The sequence below is a fragment of the Pseudoxanthomonas sp. F37 genome (genome assembly GCF_022965755.1).
Classification (GTDB): Bacteria; Pseudomonadota; Gammaproteobacteria; order Xanthomonadales; family Xanthomonadaceae; genus Pseudoxanthomonas_A.
The window spans coordinates 2,022,046-2,040,221 of record NZ_CP095187.1; the positions used below are offsets into that span (position 1 = coordinate 2,022,046).

Here is an 18,176-nt window from a genome sequence, read left to right on the forward strand (position 1 = left end):
TGCGCGTGGTGGCCTGCGCGCTCAGGGTCCCATCCGCGCAGAGCACGAGGATCAAGAACATACGCAGGAGCACGCGGAGCGACGGCATAAGCGTGTGGCGGTCCAGACAGGTTGTCTATACCACAGCAATAGCACGGGGAAATTCTTAGTGTCAACAACTTGTGCAGCACAGCATCGAAAGTGGTTGGATTGGTTGTATAGACATGTAATGCTCGGGCCATGGACGAACCCAAGCCGCACTATCAGAAGCTCAAGCATTACATCCTGCGTCACATCACCAATGGCGACTGGCCTGCGCGCAGTCGCGTACCCAGTGAGAACGAGCTAACTGCCAAATTTGGCTTGTCGCGCATGACGGTGAACCGGGCGCTGCGCGAGCTGACCGATGCGGGCGTGTTGAGCCGAGTGCAAGGCGTCGGGACGTTTGTGGCCGGCCCCAAAGCCGAATCGGCGATGTTCGAGGTGCGCAATATCCGTGAGGAGATCCAGTCGCGCGGGCAAACGCATTCAGTGCAGGTGCTGATCTGCGAAACCGTCGAAGCGCGCTCCACCGTGACAACGCAGTTCGGCCTGGCCAGTGGTTCTGAACTGTTCCATAGCCGGCTTCTTCACCACAGCGATGACAAGCCAGTGCAGTTGGAGGACCGGTTCGTGCATCCCAGTGTGGCGCCGGACTATCTTGACATCGACTTCCATACCGAGATCCCGCATCAGTACTTGATGCGTGTTGCGCCGTTAGAGCGCGCCGAACACGTGATCGAAGCCGAGACCGCCAGCAAGCGTCTGGCGGCGCAACTGAAGATCAACGAGGGTGATCCTCTGCTCGTGCTCACCCGCCGCACATGGTCCCGCGGCCAAGTTGCCAGCTTCGTGCGATTGATCCACCCGGCATCCCGCTATCGCTTTGTGGGCACCTTTCAGGTGGGCGCCCCCCTGACTCCTTGAGGACTTGATGGACACCTTGGAACGCTCTGCTCTCATGCCGCGCACCATTCGCGCACCGATCGGCACCCAACTGCATTGCAAGAGTTGGTTGACCGAAGCGGCCTTCCGCATGATCCAGAATAACTTGGATCCGGATGTGGCCGAGCGCCCGGAAGATCTGGTGGTCTATGGCGGCATCGGCCGCGCCGCGCGCGACTGGAAAAGCTTCGACCGCATCCTGGCCACACTGCAGTCGCTGGAGGACGATGAGTCCTTGCTGGTTCAGTCCGGCAAACCCGTTGGCGTATTTCGCACGCATCCGGATGCGCCCCGCGTACTGATCGCCAATTCCAATCTGGTGCCGCATTGGGCCACATGGGAACACTTCAACGAGCTCGATAAGAAGGGCTTGATGATGTACGGCCAGATGACGGCGGGCAGCTGGATCTATATCGGTAGCCAAGGCATTGTCCAAGGCACGTATGAGACCTTCGTCGAACTGGGACGTCAGTACTACGGTGGCGACTGGACCGGCAAGTGGATCCTCACTGCGGGTCTGGGCGGCATGGGTGGGGCGCAAGCCCTGGCTGCCACGTTGGCCGGGGCTAGCAGTATCGTCATCGAATGCCAGGAGTCACGCATCGACTTCCGCATCCGCACCCGGTATGTCGATTACAAGGCCTACTCCATCGATGAGGCGCTGCAGATCATCGAGCGTAGTCCCACACCGGTTTCGGTGGGCTTGCTGGGCAATGCCGCCGATCTGTTGCCCCAGTTCGTCGACCGAGCGCGCAGTGGCGGTTCTCGCCCCCACGCGGTGACCGATCAGACCTCGGCGCACGATTTGATCAACGGCTATCTGCCTGCTGGGTGGACCGTGCCTGAGTGGGAGCAGGCCAGAGCCGGGAGCGATAGCCAGCGACAAGCACTCAGCCAAGCCGCCGCTGCCTCCTGCGCTACGCACGTACGCGCGATGCTTGATTTCCACGCCATGGGGGTGCCCACGATCGACTATGGGAACAACATCCGACAGGTCGCCCTGGATCAGGGCGTGGACAACGCGTTCGCCTTCCCCGGCTTTGTCCCAGCCTGCATTCGACCGTTGTTCTGCCGTGGCATGGGCCCCTTCCGCTGGGTGGCGCTCAGTGGTGATCCGGAGGACATCTACAAGACCGATGCCAAGGTCAAAGAACTGTTTCCCGATAACGTGCATCTGCACCAGTGGTTGGATCAGGCGCGCGAGCGCATCGCGTTCCAGGGCCTGCCGGCACGCATCTGCTGGCTGGGCCTGGGCGAGCGCCAAAAAGCCGCTCTCGCATTCAATGAGATGGTGCGTACCGGCGAGCTTAAAGCGCCCATCGTGATCGGGCGCGATCATCTGGACTGCGGCTCGGTCGCCAGCCCCAACCGCGAAACCGAAGCCATGCGCGATGGGTCTGATGCGGTGTCGGATTGGCCATTGCTCAACGCGATGCTGGCCACCAGCGGCGGTGCCACCTGGGTAAGTCTGCATCACGGCGGTGGTGTGGGCATGGGCTTTTCGCAACATTCGGGGGTGGTCATCGTCTGCGATGGCACCGAGCAGGCGGATCGTCGGCTGGCACGCGTGCTGTGGAATGATCCGGCCACCGGTGTGATGCGTCATGCCGATGCCGGGTACGAGTTGGCATTGGCGTGTGCTCGCGAGCACGCGTTGAACCTGCCGGCCATCCTGGAGTAAGCCACATGTTGACCCTGGTACCTGGCCAACTGACATTGGCCCAGCTGAGGCGCATCGCCAAACGTGCTGAGCCCATCGCGCTGGATGCGACCTGCTGGGATGTCGTGCGTGCCTCTTCGCACACCGTCCAAGCCATCGTGGCGGCGGGCGAACCGGCCTATGGCATCAATACAGGCTTTGGCAAGCTGGCAAAAGTGCACATCCCCCGCGAGCAACTGGAACAGTTGCAGACCAACCTGGTCCGTTCACATGCCGTGGGCATGGGCACACTGCTGGATGATGCGTGTGTGCGCGTGATCTTCGCCACCAAGATCGCCTCCCTGGCGCGAGGCTACTCCGGCGTCCGCGAGGAAACGCTCACCACCTTGATCGCGATTTACAACGCCAACATTTGGCCGTGTATCCCCGCTCAAGGTTCTGTGGGCGCGTCGGGGGATCTGGCGCCATTGGCTCATCTGACGCTGGCCGCGATGGGCGAAGGTCAGGTTCGCGTCGATGGGCAACTGATGCATGCCGGCCAGGCGTTGGAGCGAGCAGGTATTGCGCCCATTCGGCTTGCGGCCAAGGAAGGGTTGGCGCTGCTCAACGGCACCCAGGTCTCCACCGGCATCGCGCTGATGGCGCTGTTTGCCGCCGAACAGGTATACGCTGCCGCTGTGTTGGCTGGCGCGATGAGCGTGGACGCTGCCTGCGGTTCGGATGCGCCCTTCGATGCGAGGATCCACGCCGTGCGTGGCCAACCGGGCCAGATCGCTGTGGCTGCGCACTACCAGCGATTGCTGGCTGGCAGCGCCATCCGCCAGTCGCATCTGCACGATGACACCCGCGTGCAGGATCCCTACAGCTTGCGGTGCCAGCCGCAGGTGATGGGTGCGGTGCGCGATGTGATGCAGCACGCTGCTCATGTGCTGCTGACCGAGGCCAACGCCGTCTCAGACAATCCGTTGGTGTTCACCGATACCGGCGAGGTGATTTCAGGCGGCAACTTCCACGCCGAGCCGGTGGCCTTCGCCGCCGATCAATTGACCATGGCGGTGTCCGAGATCGGCGCCTTGTCCGAGCGACGCATTGCCTTGCTGATTGATTCCACGCTCTCTGGGCTACCCGCCTTCCTGGTAGCCAACCCCGGCGTCAACTCCGGTTTCATGATCGCGCATGTGACTGCGGCAGCCCTGGCAAGTGAGAACAAAACACTCTCTCACCCTGCCAGTGTCGACTCCCTACCCACCTCGGCCAACCAGGAAGATCACGTCAGCATGGCCACCTTCGCCGCACGCAAGTCACGCGATGTGACCGACAACGTGCGACGCATCGTGGCCATTGAACTACTCGCGGCCTGCCAGGGCGTAGAGTTCCGGCGGCCACTGCAGTCTTCCCAAGCACTGGAGGCGGTACATGCGCAAGTTCGCGCGCTCGTGCCCCGCTACGATGAAGACCGCTACTTGGCCCCGGAGATGCACGCCATCGAGACGTTCATCGAACACGATGGCCTGAAGCCGTTCCTGGATTGGCCCCTGCAGGATCTGCGCGCGTGAATTCGGTTTGGCAGGGATGCGTGGACATGCCGGCGGCCGCTGATACCCGGCGCTGGCATCAGGAGGTGAGGCTGGATCCAGCGCTTGGCCCGGCCGGCATCGCCCTGCTCGGGTTTGCCTGTGATGAAGGTATCCGACGCAACGCAGGACGTACCGGAGCGGCACAGGGTCCGGATGCGCTGCGCAAGGCCATGTCCAACCTGCCGGTGCGCCACGCGGGCCCGCTCTACGATGCGGGCGATATCCGGTGTGTGGATCAGAAGCTTGAGTCGGCCCAAGCCTTGTATTCCCAGCGGGCCCAGCAATTGCTGGACCAGGGGCATTGGGTGGTGGGGTTGGGTGGTGGTCACGAGATCGGTTACGCCAGCTACGCGGCGCTTCGAGCCCATCTGGGTGCCTCACAGGCGCGGATCGGCATCTTCAACTTCGATGCGCACTTTGACCTGCGTAACCAGGGCTACGCGAGCTCGGGCACGCCATTCTTGCAAGCGCTGGAGCATGCCCGCAGTAGCGGCTACCCGCTGCACTACCACTGCATTGGCATCAGCCGCTCGAGTAATACGCCTTCCCTGTTCGCTACGGCCGAGCGCGAAGGCACCCGCTACATCACCGATGACGCGTTGTGCGCTTGGAACTGGCACACACAAGCCGACCTGTTGGTGCGGTGGTGTGAAGCGGTGGATGTCATCTATCTGACCCTATGCCTGGACGTGCTACCGCAATCGATCGCGCCCGGGGTCAGTGCGCCCAACCCCCGCGGTATCAGCTTGGAAGTTGTCGAGTGTCTGCTGGATCTGGTGGTGGCCTCGGGCAAGGTTCGGCTAATGGATGTGGCCGAGCTGTGCCCGCCCCTGGATCCGGATCAGGCAACCGCGCGTGTGGCCGCGCGGCTCATCCACCGTGTCATAGACGCTCAGACCCGGCCAGGCCAGAAGACCTCTGTGCCGGCATAGCGCTAGCGGGAACGCTCGGACAGTAATTGTTTCATCTGGGCTATTTCCTGCGTCTGTGAGGCGATGATGTCCTGGCAGAGCTTGGTCAGCTCGGGATCCTGCAGACGGTTCTCCTCGCACATCAGGATGGCGCCGGCATGATGGGGGATCATCGAGCGGATGAATTGCCGATCCGTGACAGCGGCTTGGGTGCGAATGCCCCACCAGCAGAAGAGCATGAAGGCCACCGTCAAGCCGGCAAGAACCAGGTTGCGTCGACGGTCCGGGTACATGCTGGACATGAGCCATAGCTCGATCAGCAGCATGGGCGCAGCCATCAGGCCCGCCATATAGAACTGATTGATGTTGTTATAGACGTTAGCCCACTGGTCCACCATGGCGTACATGAGCGCGTACATGGCGACAAAGGACAGGGCCATCATCAACAACAGTCGGCCATAGTGGCCCTGATGGCCCTGATGGCCCTGATGGCCCTGATGGCCCTGATGGCCCTGATGGCCCTGATGGCCCTGATGGCCCTGATGGCCCTGATGGCCCTGATGGCCCTGATGTGCCTGATTGGCAGATCCGTGCGAGGCATGCTGCCCCGCAGTTGGCGAGGGTCGTGCGTTGGCGCTTTCGTGCGTATCGTGCGAAGAGGACATAGCGATCTCCGTGGGAATGGCGCAGCGGCCGAACCCGGGGACCGTTGGCACGGCCCCCGGTCACACCATTTACATGCCCCTGCCGGCAGCAAATTCCTGCGAGCTCAGCTTGCCGTCCTTGTTGGTGTCGAGCATGCCGAAGTGCGCTGCCAGCTTGTGCTTGGCCAGCTCTTCCTTGGACAGGGCACCGTTCTTGTTGACGTCCAGCTTGGTGAAGTCGGCATCGGCGGCCGGCTTGTGTTGGCCGTGCTCCTGCTTCTTGTGATCCATCGGCTTGTGCTGGCCATGGTCGGTGGTGGGCGTGGTGGCCTGGCCACCGGCAAAGGCGGCACCGGCCACCAGGAACAGGGACATCATCGAGAGGGAGGCATAACGCTTCATTGCAGTACTCCTTGAGGGATGTGAGCCATCAGTGACAGGAATGGCCGCGCGCAGGCTCAACGGCGCGGTCAGGGTGGGAGGCGGCCGCAACCGAGCCGCCGGACAAACGCAGTGCATTGGTCACGACCGAGACCGAGCTCAGACTCATGGCCAGGGCGGCCATCATCGGGCTGAGCAACAGACCGAAGCTGGGGTATAGCAAACCCGCCGCGATGGGCACGCCAATGGCGTTGTAGACAAAGGCAAAGCCCAGATTCTGTTTCATGTTGGCGACGGTCGATGCGGAGATGGCGCGCGCCTGGACGATGCGCGTCAGATCGCCCTTGACCAAGGTCACTTGAGCGCTGGACATGGCCACATCCGTGCCGGTGCCCATTGCAATGCCGACATCGGCGGCGGCCAAGGCCGGCGCATCATTGATGCCATCACCGGCCATAGCCACGCGACGACCTTGAGCCTTTAGGTGTTGGACCAACTCGGCCTTGCCTTGGGGTTTGACGCCGCCGCGCACATCATCGATGCCCAATGTGCGTCCAACTGCCTCGGCCGTGGCTTGCGCATCGCCGGACGCCATCACCACATGCAGGCCATCGGCCCGTAGCAGGTTCAAGGCGGGCAACGTGGTGGCCTTGATCGGATCAGCCACGGCAATGGCGCCGGCCAGGCGGCCATCCACCGCCAGGAACACCACGCTGGCCCCTTCGTTGCGCAGGCGTTCGACGCTGTTGTGCAGGGGCGCAGTGTCAGCGCCCACCGAGGCCATCAGGCTCTGGTTACCCAGCACGACAACGTATTCGGCCACCCGTCCGCGCACGCCCTGCCCGGTCAGTGAATCGAAGTCCTCTGCCGCCGGAAGGCTCAGACCCCGGCGCTTGGCCTCGGCCACGATCGCTTCGGCCAAGGGATGCTCGCTGCCCTGCTCTAGGCTGCCGGCCAGACGGAGGATCTCATCGGCATTGAAGCCGGCATGGGACAGGGTGTCGCGAAAGGCGGGTCGCCCTTCGGTCAACGTGCCCGTCTTGTCCACAATCAAGGTATCGATCAGGCGCAACTGCTCAATGGCTTGTGCGTCGCGGAACAGCACGCCGACCTGGGCAGCGCGTCCGGTGGCGACCATGATCGACATCGGCGTGGCCAAGCCCAGTGCACAGGGACAGGCGATGATCAGAACTGACACCGCATTGAGGACCGCATAGGTCCAGGAAGGCTCAGGACCCAGCAATCCCCAGCCGAAGAAGGTCAGCACCGCCGTGGCCAGCACTGCCAGGACAAACCAGTAGGCCACTTGGTCGGCCATGCGCTGCATCGGTGCGCGCGAGCGTTGGGCTTGTGCCACCAACTGCACGATCTGCGCCAGAACAGTCCCGGACCCCACCTTGTCAGCGCGGATCACCAGCGCGCCCGTGCCGTTCAACGTCGCACCGATGACATGATCGCCAACGGTCTTCTCCACCGGAATCGGCTCGCCGGTGAGCATGGACTCATCCACGCTGGTGCGCCCTTCAATCACCTCGCCGTCGACCGGTACTTTCTCGCCCGGACGCACGCGCAGCAGGTCGCCCACGTGCACGTGATCAAGTGCAATGTCTTCTTCTTCACCATCAGGCTTTAGACGACGGGCGGTCTTGGGCGCCAACCCGAGCAGCGACTTGATGGCAGCCGAAGTTTTGGAGCGGGCTCGCAACTCCAGCAGTTGGCCCAGCAGGGTGAGCGAGACGATGACCGCTGCTGCCTCGAAATACACCCCTACCCGGCCGTGTTCGCGAAAGGAATCTGGAAACAGACCCGGCGCCACGGTCGCGACCACGCTGTAGCCGAATGCGGCGGCCACGCCGATGCCGATCAGCGTCCACATGTTGGGACTGCGATTGATGATGGATTGCACGCAGCGCTGGAAGAAGGGCCATCCGGCCCACAGCACCACCGGTGCACTCAGGACCAGTTCGATCCACGTGCGCGCCTGAGTGGACAGTCCAGGCAGCCGATGGCCCAGCATCGCCAGGACCAGGACTATTACGGTCAATGGTAACGTCCACCAGAAACGTCGGGTGAAATCGCGCAACTCAGGATTATCGTCCTCCTCCAGTGAGGGCATCTCCGGTTCAAGCGCCATGCCGCAGATCGGACACGTGCCGGGGCCTAGCTGGCGAATCTGCGGGTGCATCGGACAGGTATAGATCGTGGCTGGACCCGTCGCCGGCTCGACAGAGGCCACAGAGGGGGCGCTCTCTTCGGCAGGGGTCTGGGTGTAGCGTGCCGGCGTGGCGATGAAGCGCTCGCGGCATTTGGCTGAGCAGAAGTGGTACTTCTTCCCGCCATGCACAGCGTCGAACGGTGTTCGCGATGGCCAGACCTGCATGCCGCAAACGGGGTCGCGCACCTGCGTGCCCTCACCGCTGACATTCTGCGACGGTGCTTCACCGGCTTCATGATGGGAATGTGGCGACATGGATCGGTCTCGGTTGAGAACAAGGATCGCGGCAAGACTCAGCCGCGGCGGCCATGCAGAACGTAGGGTTGCGTGGTGCCATCGGGGAGCACCAGTTCAACGGTGTAGGGCTGCACGCGCCCATCGGGCATTTCCATGCCCGGTGAACCCGCTGGCATGCCGGGCAATACAAGTCCGCGGCCCTGCGGCCGCTCGCGCAGCAGACGGAAAATGTCCTGCACCGGCACGTGACCCTCGACGATGTAACCGTCGATCTCCGCGGTGTGGCACGAGCCGCGACCGTAGGGCACGCCCAACTTCGCCTTGATGGGATTGAGATCCTCGCTGTTATGGACTTCGACCGTGAAGCCGGCTTTTTCCAAATGCTCGACCCACAGCTGGCAGCACCCGCACGTCGCACTTTTGTGCACCTTGACCAACGGCAGCGCTTGCGGGGGCGGCACACCTAGTTGAACCTCTGCCGAGGCTGCGGTCGCACCTACCGGGGTGACAGACTCGGACGGGCGTGCGCATGCGGACACGGACAGGGCTGTGGCCAAAAGCAAGAGACAGCTGCGTTGCGTATTCATCAAGAATCCTCAAAAGGTGCCCAGGCGCCGTGGCGCCCGGGCGTGGAGCTGGTCTGCTCCATGAAAAAGTCAGTGCTGGTGGTCGTGGCCGTCGTCGGCTTTCGGCGCCGCTTCGGCGGGCTTGGTGGGCATAGAGGCGTGCTCGCTGTGATCGCTGTCGGACTTGGTCTGGGTCGGTTGCTTGGCTGGCGCCGCGGCATGCTCGTGCGTGGTGCTTTCCGTGCTTTGACTCATGTCCATTCCACCGGACTCGTGACCCTGACTATGGTCATCACCCACGGCAGCGCCTTCGTCACCGCCATGATGATCTCCGCCGGCCTCCTCACCATCAGAGTGCCCGTCAGTCTCACCGCCACCGTGCGAGTGACCATCACTGCTTGCCACCAAGACCTGATAGCCGGTCTTGTCCAACTTGGGCAGCTCCTGCAGAAACGCGGCCATGTTCCAGATGAACTCATCGTCCATGCTGCCACCCCAGGCCGGCATGCCACTGGCCTTGATACCGTGCTTGATGACCCAGAACGCTTCAGCCGGTGCGATCGGTTGCTTGCTCAGATTCGGCGGCGCGGGGTACAAACCCTTGCTCAATTCTGTGGCGGCAGCCTCCGGTGAGAGATGGCAGGCCACGCACATGGCGTTGTAGTTGCCCGCCCCTTGGCGGATACGCTCAGGGTCGTTCAAATTGGCAGGCACCTGCAGCTTGGCCGCGCGCACCGAGATGGAACGCTCACGCGCGGTTTCCAACAACGCGTACACCGCACGGCTGTGTGGATCATCGGCCGCAACGTTGTACACGCCAAGCGATACCGTGGCGGTGGCGACCACCGCAACCAGGGCCGCACTGGCACCGAGCCATACCCATATCTTCTTGTTGGATTTCATCGTCTGTCTCCCCTCAGAACCAAGTGCGAAGGCCGATGACAAGGCGCGTGTCTTCAAAGGACTCGGCGTGCTCGCGCCGCATATCCGCTGTATTGCCGAAGGCGCGCTCGTAGACCACGCCGATGTAAGGCGCGAACCTGCGAGTGAATTCGTAGCGCAGCCGTAGTCCGGCCTCGGCGGTGCTCAATCCCGAGCCGATACCACGCAATGGATCGTTCTTGCCGTAGGCCGTGACTTCGACCAAGGGCTGCAGGATCCATCGGTTGGTCAACAGCAGTTCGTACTCGGCTTCCACATTGGCCGCCGTCTGACCGCCCTCGCCCAGGTAGGCCGTTGCGGACATCTCGAACTTCATCGGGGCCAGTCCCTGCACGCCAATGGCAGCAAAGTTCTGCGAGGCGCCCGGCTTGAAATCGTGGCGCACACCGGCCACCACATCCCACCAGGTGGAGACGCTGCGACCGTAGAGCACTTCCAGGTCGGCCGACTCGGTTTGACCGTCCGATCGTTCCCCCTCGCTGCGCAACCAGATGCGATCCAGATCCGTGCCTATCCAGGCCTGCCCTTCCCACCCCAAACCCGTGCCGGGGTCGGCATCCCAGGTCTCCAGACGATTGAACAGCACATAGCTCTTGATGCCATTGTCGTGCACCGGGTGTGCATGATCAGGTGCGATGGCCGCCTTGCGATCAGCGTCTGTCACCTCGGGAATAGGCGTGCGTGGCTGGGTCGGCGCCGGCGAGGCATGCCCCATCTGGCTGTGATCCATGCCTTCCATCGACTGCATCGCAGGCTCAGGCGCGGCATCGGCGCCGGTCTTCGGCGCAGGCTGATCCATTTGGCTGTGATCCATCCCCTGCATCGCAGGTTGGGCGGCATCGTTCGTGCTGGCTGGCGCAGCGTGGCCCATCTGGCTGTGGTCCATCCCCTGCATCGCCGGCGGTGTGCTCGGCATGGCATGCCCCATCGCCGCATGGTCCATCTCTGCCTCGGGCTTCTTGGCAGGAGTTACCGGCTTCTTTGGGGGCGCTGGCTTTGCTGCGGGGACTTGGTGCGCCGAATGATCCTGACTTTGCCCGCTCTGCTCCATCGGCATGGTGCCGTGCTGCATGGTTTGGGCGATGGCCGCATTGGACAGGGCCAGCGTGATAGCCAGCGTCAGTAATGCCGTGGCAGCGTGGCGATTATTGATCTTCATTCGTCGACCCTCACCGTGCGCATCATTCCGGCTTCCATGTGATAGAGCAGATGGCAATGGAATGCCCAACTGCCCAGGGCATCTGCGCGCACGCGATACGTCCTTCGGCTGCCAGGCGGCATATCAACGGTATGTTTGCGCACCATGAAATTGCCGTTGTCGTCCTCCACGTCACTCCACATGCCATGCAGATGAATGGGATGGGTCATCATCGTGTCGTTGACCAGGACGATGCGCATACGCTCGCCATAGTTCAGGCGTAGTGGCTCGACATCGGAGAATTTCTGGCCGTTGAAGCCCCAGGAGAACTTCTCCATGTGGCCGGTCAGATGAAGTTCGATCTCACGACCGGGATCACGACCGTCGGGGTCCTCGAATGTGCTCTTGAGCATGGAATAGCTCAGGACCTGGCGCCCGTTGTTGCGCAGCCCATTGCCCGGGTCATCCAGGCGCGAGCTCACGCTCATGGCCTGATTGTCGAGCAGCGGGTTGTTGGTTTCGCTGGCAGGATGGGATTGCATGCCGCCGTGCTGCATGCCCGCCATAGCGCCATCGCCTGTGGCCGGCATGGCATGGCCGGCATGGGCTCCACCGTCTGGGGTGCTCGTCGGTGGGCTCATGCCTGGCATGCCCATCGCCGCCCCGCAACCGCCTTCCATGCCCTTGCTGCTGCCGGACATGTCCATCGATCCGTGATCCATGCCCATGTCAGCCATGGTCAACAAGGGTCTGGGATCCACGGAGGGGACGGGCGCACGCAAGCCCTCGCGCACCGCCAGGGTCCCGCTGACATAGCCGGTACGTCCCGAATCCTGTGCAAAGATCGTGAACGCATCTTGCCCGGACGGCTCAACGATCACATCGAAGGTCTCTGCGACCGCGATGCGAAATTCATCGACGGTCACGGGGTGAACGTACAAGCCATCTGCGGCCACTACGGTCATCTTCAGGCCTGGAATACGCACATCGAAGTACGTCATTGCAGAGCCATTGATGAAGCGCAGGCGCACCTTCTCGCCACTGCGAAACAACCCGGTCCAGTTGCCCAGCGAGGTCGTGCCGTTCATCAGGTACGTGTAGGTGTTCGCATTGACGTCGGAAAGATCCGTAGGCGTCATGCGCATCACACCCCACATCTTGCGATCTTCCAGCGTGGCCGACAGCCCGTTGCGCCTGACATCACGCGCGAAGTCACCCACCGTGCGCTTGTAGTAATTGTCGTGGCCCGGCATCTTCTTCAGCCGATCAAATAAGGCTGCTGGATCCAGATCCGTCCAGTCGCTGAGCATCACGACGTAATCGCGGTCGAAACTGAAGGGCTCCGGCTCCAGCGGGTCGATCACCAACGGGCCATAAAGGCCAGCTTGCTCCTGAAAGCCGGAGTGGCTGTGGTACCAGTAAGTGCCACCCTGGTGCAGGGTGAACTTGTAGTGATAGGTCTCGCCACGGCCGATGCCATCAAAACTGAGCCCCGGGACCCCGTCCATGTTGGCTGGCAGCAGGATCCCGTGCCAATGGATTGAGGTATCCGAACCATGGATCGAGTTGGCGGGCAGTGCGTTGGCCACGCGCAGGTTGACGGTGGTGCCCTCCTTCCATCGCAGCAATGGCGCGGGAACGGATCCGTTGACGGTGATAGCCGTGCGCGTCTTGCCGGTGAAGTTCATCGGTGTCTCGCCGATGGTCAGGTCGAACTCCGTGCCTGACAGCACGTTGGGCTGTCCTGGGCCCTTCAGTGCCCAGCCGGACTTGGGCCAGAGCCCCAAGCCTGCCACTGCGCCTCCCAAGGCCAAGCCTTGGACAAATCGCCGCCGCGAAGGCAGCAGTGGCCCGCCCGGCGGGCCACGAAAATCATCATGCGACATGAAAATGCTCCTAGCATCGTGTTGCCACCGGCGTGCGGTGGTACAGAGCGGGTGGCCGGCCTAGACGAGCGCACAGGCCACACCCACAGCGCCGTTGCGGCGCCAAAGGAGACTTAGCCGATCGGTGGTCGGATCAAATGGGGCAAGGCGGGCGCAGCATGCCCCAATGGCAGGGGCATGACGTGCAGTCCCAACGCCAATTGCACCGAGACATACATGTGCGCGGGCAACGCACTGGCACAGGCATGCACGCACGCGCATCGGCACGCCGAAGACTTGCAGCAATCAGGACCGGCATGGTCGCCATGTCCGGCTTTTTTAGCCTTCTCAATTGAAGGCGCATCGGCGTGATGGGATGGGTTGTGATGCGCGGCACAATCCTCATCGCTCACGACACTGGGCTCCTGACTTGCCTGCCCGGCGGTAGCAGATCCCATACTCACGGACGCATACGCCGACCACGCGCCGTTAAGGGCGAGCATAGCGATCAGAAACAAGCGCAGTAGTAGTGAGGGGGCCGACACGGACGTCATGGTAAATCACTTCGCGCGGCATGGTGTGTATCAGTCGTGAACAGAATCTCAACGACGCATGAGACGGACGCCTTCCCCGTCGCTCGGGGAGGAAAGCAAGCTACGCGCATCCGAGGCGGGTTTTACATGGCGCTTAAAAGTTCACGATAAGAACAGAAATAGATGGCCGCCCCTGCTCAACGCATTCTTGCGATAGGCGGCAACGCACATCACGGGCGATACCCTCGATAACGATCCTTTATCCCCTGCTCTCCCGCGGTCATCTTTCGAGCGGATAGCTACTTCGTTGCGGAAGCATCGGAGACACCTTTCTCAAGAGTTCCGCTTTGCAAGGAATTCTCAGCATAGTAGACACGAACGGGATTCTGCAGCATGCGGCTGCAGAATCCCGCGCGATTACGGCAGACCCTGGTTGGATGCAGTCAGTGAGCCCGTTACTCAGTACTCGGAAATCTTGACATAGCCTTTCTGCACGAGCTGGGTCGTTCGCGCCATGGCATCGGTATTTATCTTGATGCCCGGCAAGATGTCACCGTTGCCCCAGCCATGGGCCAGGGCTGTTGCCCCGCACAGCTCGACGGCCACGCCGCGGGCCATCAGCTCCTGGACCAGCCCCTTGTACGGATTGCCGGTGCTGATGTTCCGATCAGCGTTGTAGATCTTATCCGCCAGGGTCACGTGACCGGCGTTGGTATGGAATACAACGATCACCGACGACTTTGCCTTCCAGGCGGAGATGTCATCCATGATCAGGCCAAGGTGGAACAGGCAGGCAGGCAAGTCCCCTTCGAATGAGAGAGCCGCGACACTGAAGACGCTCTTTACGTGGGAGAGCACAACCGGAATATCGATATTCAGGACGGGATTCTGAGCAGACATAAATCACCTCATGGACGGCAGTGTGTCAGGCTTCGATCAGTCCGCCTTCTTGGGCGGCATCTTGGCCGCAAACTCGGGGCGCGTGGAGGGGTGGCCGTCGATCATCTCGAACAAGTGCTTCGACCGTTGCAGCGTCTCCATCAGCGATTTGGGTCCTTCGAAGGGTCGTCCCCCGATGTGCCAGCCGTCGGTGTGAAGTTCTTCAATAAGCACCCAGACAACCTCGCGGAAAGCTTCGGATCCTTCACATCGCACCATGACGTCGGTGATCTGACAGGCCATGTCATGCTTCTGGTCGGGTGTAAAAACGCCATCTACCAGTTTTATGTTGACGAAAGGCATGGTTCTAGACCTCAGTGTGTGGGGATGCCTCGACTGAATCGGGATCGTGCGCGCGTTGCTGACTCAGTGCGAGGCAGATGAAAAATGGTGGTGGAGACCGAGCTGCTTGGGTATCTCTGCAACTTCCAGCCCACCGCGCTCCAGCCAAGCCTGTGTGGACACGTGAGCCCGGCTGATCAGTTCGCTTGTTTCGGTGAAATCGTACGGCGATGTTCTCAATGGACAGATGCTCGGTACGATCCTCAGCTCGATGTGGCTGTTGTGCCAATGCTCGGCATCACGTAAGAGTTGCGATGCAATCAACATGCTGATGGCATGCATGGCTCTGGGCACCACGCCTTCCGCGCCCGCCCTCCTCGCACACGCGAATCCGGTCGGCAGGACGATCACGCGTTTGGCACCCTTGGCGACCGCAACAGAAATGGGGGTGTTGTTGGATAGGCCGCCGTCCACAAGGAGATGTCCATCGATCATCACTGGTGAGAACACGCCTGGGATTGCGGTGCTCGCGAGCACCGAATTGATCGCGCTACCTCGGGAGAGAACCACTTCACGTCCGGACAATACATCGGTCGCAACCACGTGAACCGGGAGCAAAGCGTCCTCCAGGCGTGAATAAGGCAAATGCCGTCCCAGTAGATGGCGCAATCCTTCGGAACTGACCAAATGGCCGCTACCCCCGAAGATGCCGGAGACCACGCCACTGAGCTTCACCGGAAATACGTCGCGACGACGTACGCCCTGCCAGATCGATGCCATCCGAAGAGCGCCGTCCAGGGTGGGCTGCGCGGCGAACAGCACCGCGTTGATGGCACCGGCCGAGGCTCCCACCAGAAACACCGGCCGCTCACCCCACTCCATGAGGGCCAGCAGCATGCCCACTTCGACGGCGCCAAGACTTCCACCGCCGGCGAGTACGAACGCGGTCACCGGTTCGGAACCTGTTTCCGCTACGTCCATGCCGATCTCCATCCTTAAGACATCGAGCGATGGAGGCTGCCTGCCACAGCAACCTCACTGGTCGCCAAACAGCATCCCTAGCTCAAAGTCCGCTATAGACCAGATGCACGAAGAAATCCGGGTTGATGACGAAGTTGCCCCACTTGGCGTCGTAAGCGGCAGTGGGTTTTGCGGCGATCGCGTCTTTCTCACTCTTGCCCGACGCCTTCAGTGCGGAGACGTTGTCACGAATGGTCTGTAGCATTGACCTGAAGGCCACCAGATCCTGCTTGTTGCCCGCCGGTCCGTGGCCCGGAACGATGATCGTGTTGGGTCCGGCGACCTTGAGTCCGATATCCACGGCACGGATCATCCCGTCGATGCTGCCGCCATGCTGATTGTCGATGAAGGGGTACACCCCATTCCAGAACGTGTCGCCTAGGAAAAGAACATCCGCCTTCTTGAAGTAGATGTACAGGTCGCCATCGGTGTGGGAGGGCGGCAGCGCCACCACCTCGATGCCCTCGCCACCCAGCTTGTACGACTTGTGATGATCGACAAGATCCTTCGGTTGGCCGGATGCGGCGAGTGGTTTGAACGTGTAGTTCCAGTCGTCCACCCGCTCGGTTTGAGCCAGGTAACGCGCGGTGTTGGGGTGGGCGACGACCACGACCTCGTTCCCGGGCAGCCACGGGTTGCCGTCGGCGTGGTCCCAATGCCAATGGGTGTTGACGACATGACTGATCCTTCCTGGGCCTAAGCCTTGTAATGCACGGGTCAGCTTGTCCTTGGAAACGGAAATGCCTGCGTCCACCAGAAACTTGGCGTCTTGTCCTGCCAGCGCGCCGATGTTGCCCCCTGAGCCTTCCAGGAGGTACACGTTGCCCCTCAACGGGGTCACTTTGATCTCCGCCCTCTCTGCTTCGGCATTGATCTTGATGACAGGACTTTCCTGGGCCAGCGACAGTCCGGGAGCGAGCACAGCGGCGATCAGAAGCAGGATCTGGCAGGCACACGCAAGGTGGCGTGGCAGTCGGTGATGGGTGTTCATGGGGGGTTCTCGAGGACGTGCGACTGACAGGGTCAGCCGCGGATGAAGGTCATGACGTCGGCAAGGAGCCGATCACGATAGGTATCGACCAAGCCATGAGGCGCACCTTCATAGACCAGCAGCTTGTTGTCCTTGACGAGCTTGGCTGCTGCCTCAGCGGCCGCGACGATCGGCACGACCTGGTCTTTGGATCCATGCACCAGAAGCGTCGGTACATCGAACTTCTTAAGGTCTTCGGTCAGATCGGTCTCCGAGAACACCTTGATACACTCATAGGTGTTCTTGTAACCACCCATCATGCCCTGGAGCCACCAGAAGTCGATCAGACTCTGTTGGGGCTTCGCGCCGGGGAGGTTGAAGCCGTAGAAGGGGCCAGAGGGGACATCGCGGAAGAACTGGGAACGGTCGGCCAGGAACGCTTTGCGCAAGCCATCGAACACCTCAATCGGCGTTCCGTTCGGGTTGGCCGGTGTCTTGAGCATCAGCGGGGGAATCGCGGAGATCAATACGGCCTTCTTAACGCGCTTGGTTCCGTGCCTACCGATATAGCGAGCGACCTCGCCCCCGCCGGTCGAGAAGCCGATCATCGTGGCTTCAGTGACGTTCAAGTGCTCCATCAGCTGCGCCAGGTCATCGGAGTACGTGTCCATGTCATTGCCATCCGAAGGCTGGCTGGAGCGGCCATGGCCTCTGCGATCGTGCGCGATGCAGCGGAAGCCTTGTGAAGCAAAGAAGAACATGTGGGCTTCCCAGCTGTCCGACGACAGCGGCCATCCATGGCTGAAAGTGATGATGGGGCCCTTGCCCCAGTCTTTGTAGTAGAGGTTCGTGCCATCTTTGGTGGTGAAGGTGCCCATGGCTTTACTCCAGTGTTCTGTGGGTGTGGGGGGTGCTTCGCTCGTCGCCGTCGGTTGGCGGCTGCAGCCAATGAGCGGAAGCTGCAGGCCGACCGCGACGATGCCGCTGGTCACGATGAGAGATCGGCGCCGAAGATCGACAGTGCCTTGGGGAGGGGGGGAAGTTGGCTGCATGGCGAGCTCCAGGGGGACGAGCGAAGGCACCAGGGAGATGCGGAGAGTCGGCGAGGCAAGGCATCGGATCGCCATCCATCAGGGCGGCGAGAAACCCGGTCGAAGGCGCATTAGCCGGTTACATCTTCGACGGTGCTAGGACACGCCCGGGCGCGTCGTCCGTCAAGATCGTTTTTGGTATCGCCGACTCAAGATCGCAATCGCGAAGAATCCGACCACAATCGCACTAAAGCCGACCTGCCAGGCAGGGCACTACAAATGTGTCGCCGTGAATAATGGCA

General features: G+C 61.6%; 17 protein-coding genes. 4 read left to right on the forward strand and 13 right to left on the reverse strand.

Annotation, left to right across the window (positions count from 1 at the left end; all coding sequences use genetic code 11):
- The first annotated feature begins 219 nt into the window (after positions 1–219).
- From hutC to hutG, 4 genes are read left to right on the forward strand one after another with little or no spacing between them, the layout of a single operon-like run.
- A complete protein-coding gene (gene hutC / locus MUU77_RS09365) occupies positions 220–945 on the forward strand; it encodes a histidine utilization repressor (protein ID WP_245085872.1) in 726 nt (241 codons plus the stop codon).
- A gap of 7 nt (positions 946–952) precedes the next feature.
- Positions 953–2,644, forward strand: coding sequence for a urocanate hydratase (gene hutU, locus MUU77_RS09370; protein ID WP_245085874.1), 1,692 nt, complete (start codon positions 953–955; stop codon positions 2,642–2,644).
- A 5-nt stretch (positions 2,645–2,649) separates the two neighbouring features.
- Positions 2,650–4,179, forward strand: coding sequence for a histidine ammonia-lyase (hutH, locus tag MUU77_RS09375; protein ID WP_245085876.1), 1,530 nt, complete (start codon positions 2,650–2,652; stop codon positions 4,177–4,179).
- Entirely contained in the window at positions 4,176–5,132 is a 957-nt protein-coding gene (gene hutG, locus MUU77_RS09380; protein ID WP_245085878.1) for a formimidoylglutamase, read from the forward strand. Before hutH ends, hutG begins: the two co-directional genes overlap by 4 nt.
- Before the next feature lie 2 nt (positions 5,133–5,134).
- Here the strand turns inward: hutG and MUU77_RS09385 are convergent, their stop codons facing one another.
- The 13 genes from MUU77_RS09385 to MUU77_RS09445 form a co-directional block, all read right to left on the reverse strand.
- Positions 5,135–5,776: a DUF305 domain-containing protein gene (locus tag MUU77_RS09385; protein ID WP_245085880.1), complete on the reverse strand. Its 642-nt coding sequence runs from the start codon at positions 5,774–5,776 to the stop codon at positions 5,135–5,137.
- Positions 5,777–5,845: 69 nt separating this feature from the next.
- Complete coding sequence (locus MUU77_RS09390; RefSeq protein ID WP_245085882.1) at positions 5,846–6,157, reverse strand: hypothetical protein; 312 nt, start codon at positions 6,155–6,157, stop codon at positions 5,846–5,848.
- Positions 6,158–6,185: 28 nt separating this feature from the next.
- The gene (locus MUU77_RS09395; RefSeq protein WP_245094366.1) at positions 6,186–8,516 is read right to left on the reverse strand and encodes a heavy metal translocating P-type ATPase; all 2,331 of its coding nucleotides are present in this window, start codon (positions 8,514–8,516) and stop codon (positions 6,186–6,188) included.
- Between the two features lie 128 nt (positions 8,517–8,644).
- Positions 8,645–9,175 (reverse strand): DUF411 domain-containing protein, encoded by a 531-nt coding sequence (locus tag MUU77_RS09400; protein ID WP_245085884.1) that lies wholly within the window; start codon positions 9,173–9,175, stop codon positions 8,645–8,647.
- Positions 9,176–9,244: 69 nt separating this feature from the next.
- Complete coding sequence (locus tag MUU77_RS09405) at positions 9,245–10,057, reverse strand: cytochrome c (RefSeq protein WP_245085886.1); 813 nt, start codon at positions 10,055–10,057, stop codon at positions 9,245–9,247.
- Between the two features lie 13 nt (positions 10,058–10,070).
- Positions 10,071–11,255 (reverse strand): copper resistance protein B, encoded by a 1,185-nt coding sequence (locus MUU77_RS09410; RefSeq protein ID WP_245085888.1) that lies wholly within the window; start codon positions 11,253–11,255, stop codon positions 10,071–10,073.
- Entirely contained in the window at positions 11,252–13,120 is a 1,869-nt protein-coding gene (locus MUU77_RS09415; RefSeq protein WP_245085890.1) for a copper resistance system multicopper oxidase, read from the reverse strand. Before MUU77_RS09415 ends, MUU77_RS09410 begins: the two co-directional genes overlap by 4 nt.
- Before the next feature lie 113 nt (positions 13,121–13,233).
- Complete coding sequence (locus MUU77_RS09420; RefSeq protein ID WP_245085892.1) at positions 13,234–13,653, reverse strand: CopL family metal-binding regulatory protein; 420 nt, start codon at positions 13,651–13,653, stop codon at positions 13,234–13,236.
- 438 nt (positions 13,654–14,091) lie between these two features.
- Positions 14,092–14,532: a DsrE family protein gene (locus MUU77_RS09425; RefSeq protein ID WP_245085894.1), complete on the reverse strand. Its 441-nt coding sequence runs from the start codon at positions 14,530–14,532 to the stop codon at positions 14,092–14,094.
- Between the two features lie 36 nt (positions 14,533–14,568).
- Positions 14,569–14,874, reverse strand: coding sequence for a tautomerase family protein (locus MUU77_RS09430; protein WP_245085896.1), 306 nt, complete (start codon positions 14,872–14,874; stop codon positions 14,569–14,571).
- Between the two features lie 63 nt (positions 14,875–14,937).
- Positions 14,938–15,846 carry a patatin-like phospholipase family protein gene (locus MUU77_RS09435; protein WP_245085898.1) on the reverse strand — a complete coding sequence of 303 codons (909 nt, stop codon included), beginning with the start codon at positions 15,844–15,846 and terminating at the stop codon, positions 14,938–14,940.
- 70 nt (positions 15,847–15,916) lie between these two features.
- Positions 15,917–16,864, reverse strand: coding sequence for an MBL fold metallo-hydrolase (locus MUU77_RS09440; protein WP_245085900.1), 948 nt, complete (start codon positions 16,862–16,864; stop codon positions 15,917–15,919).
- Positions 16,865–16,896: 32 nt separating this feature from the next.
- Positions 16,897–17,895, reverse strand: a complete 999-nt coding sequence (locus MUU77_RS09445; RefSeq protein WP_245085902.1) for an alpha/beta hydrolase — start codon at positions 17,893–17,895, stop codon at positions 16,897–16,899.
- Between the last annotated feature and the right edge of the window lie 281 nt (positions 17,896–18,176).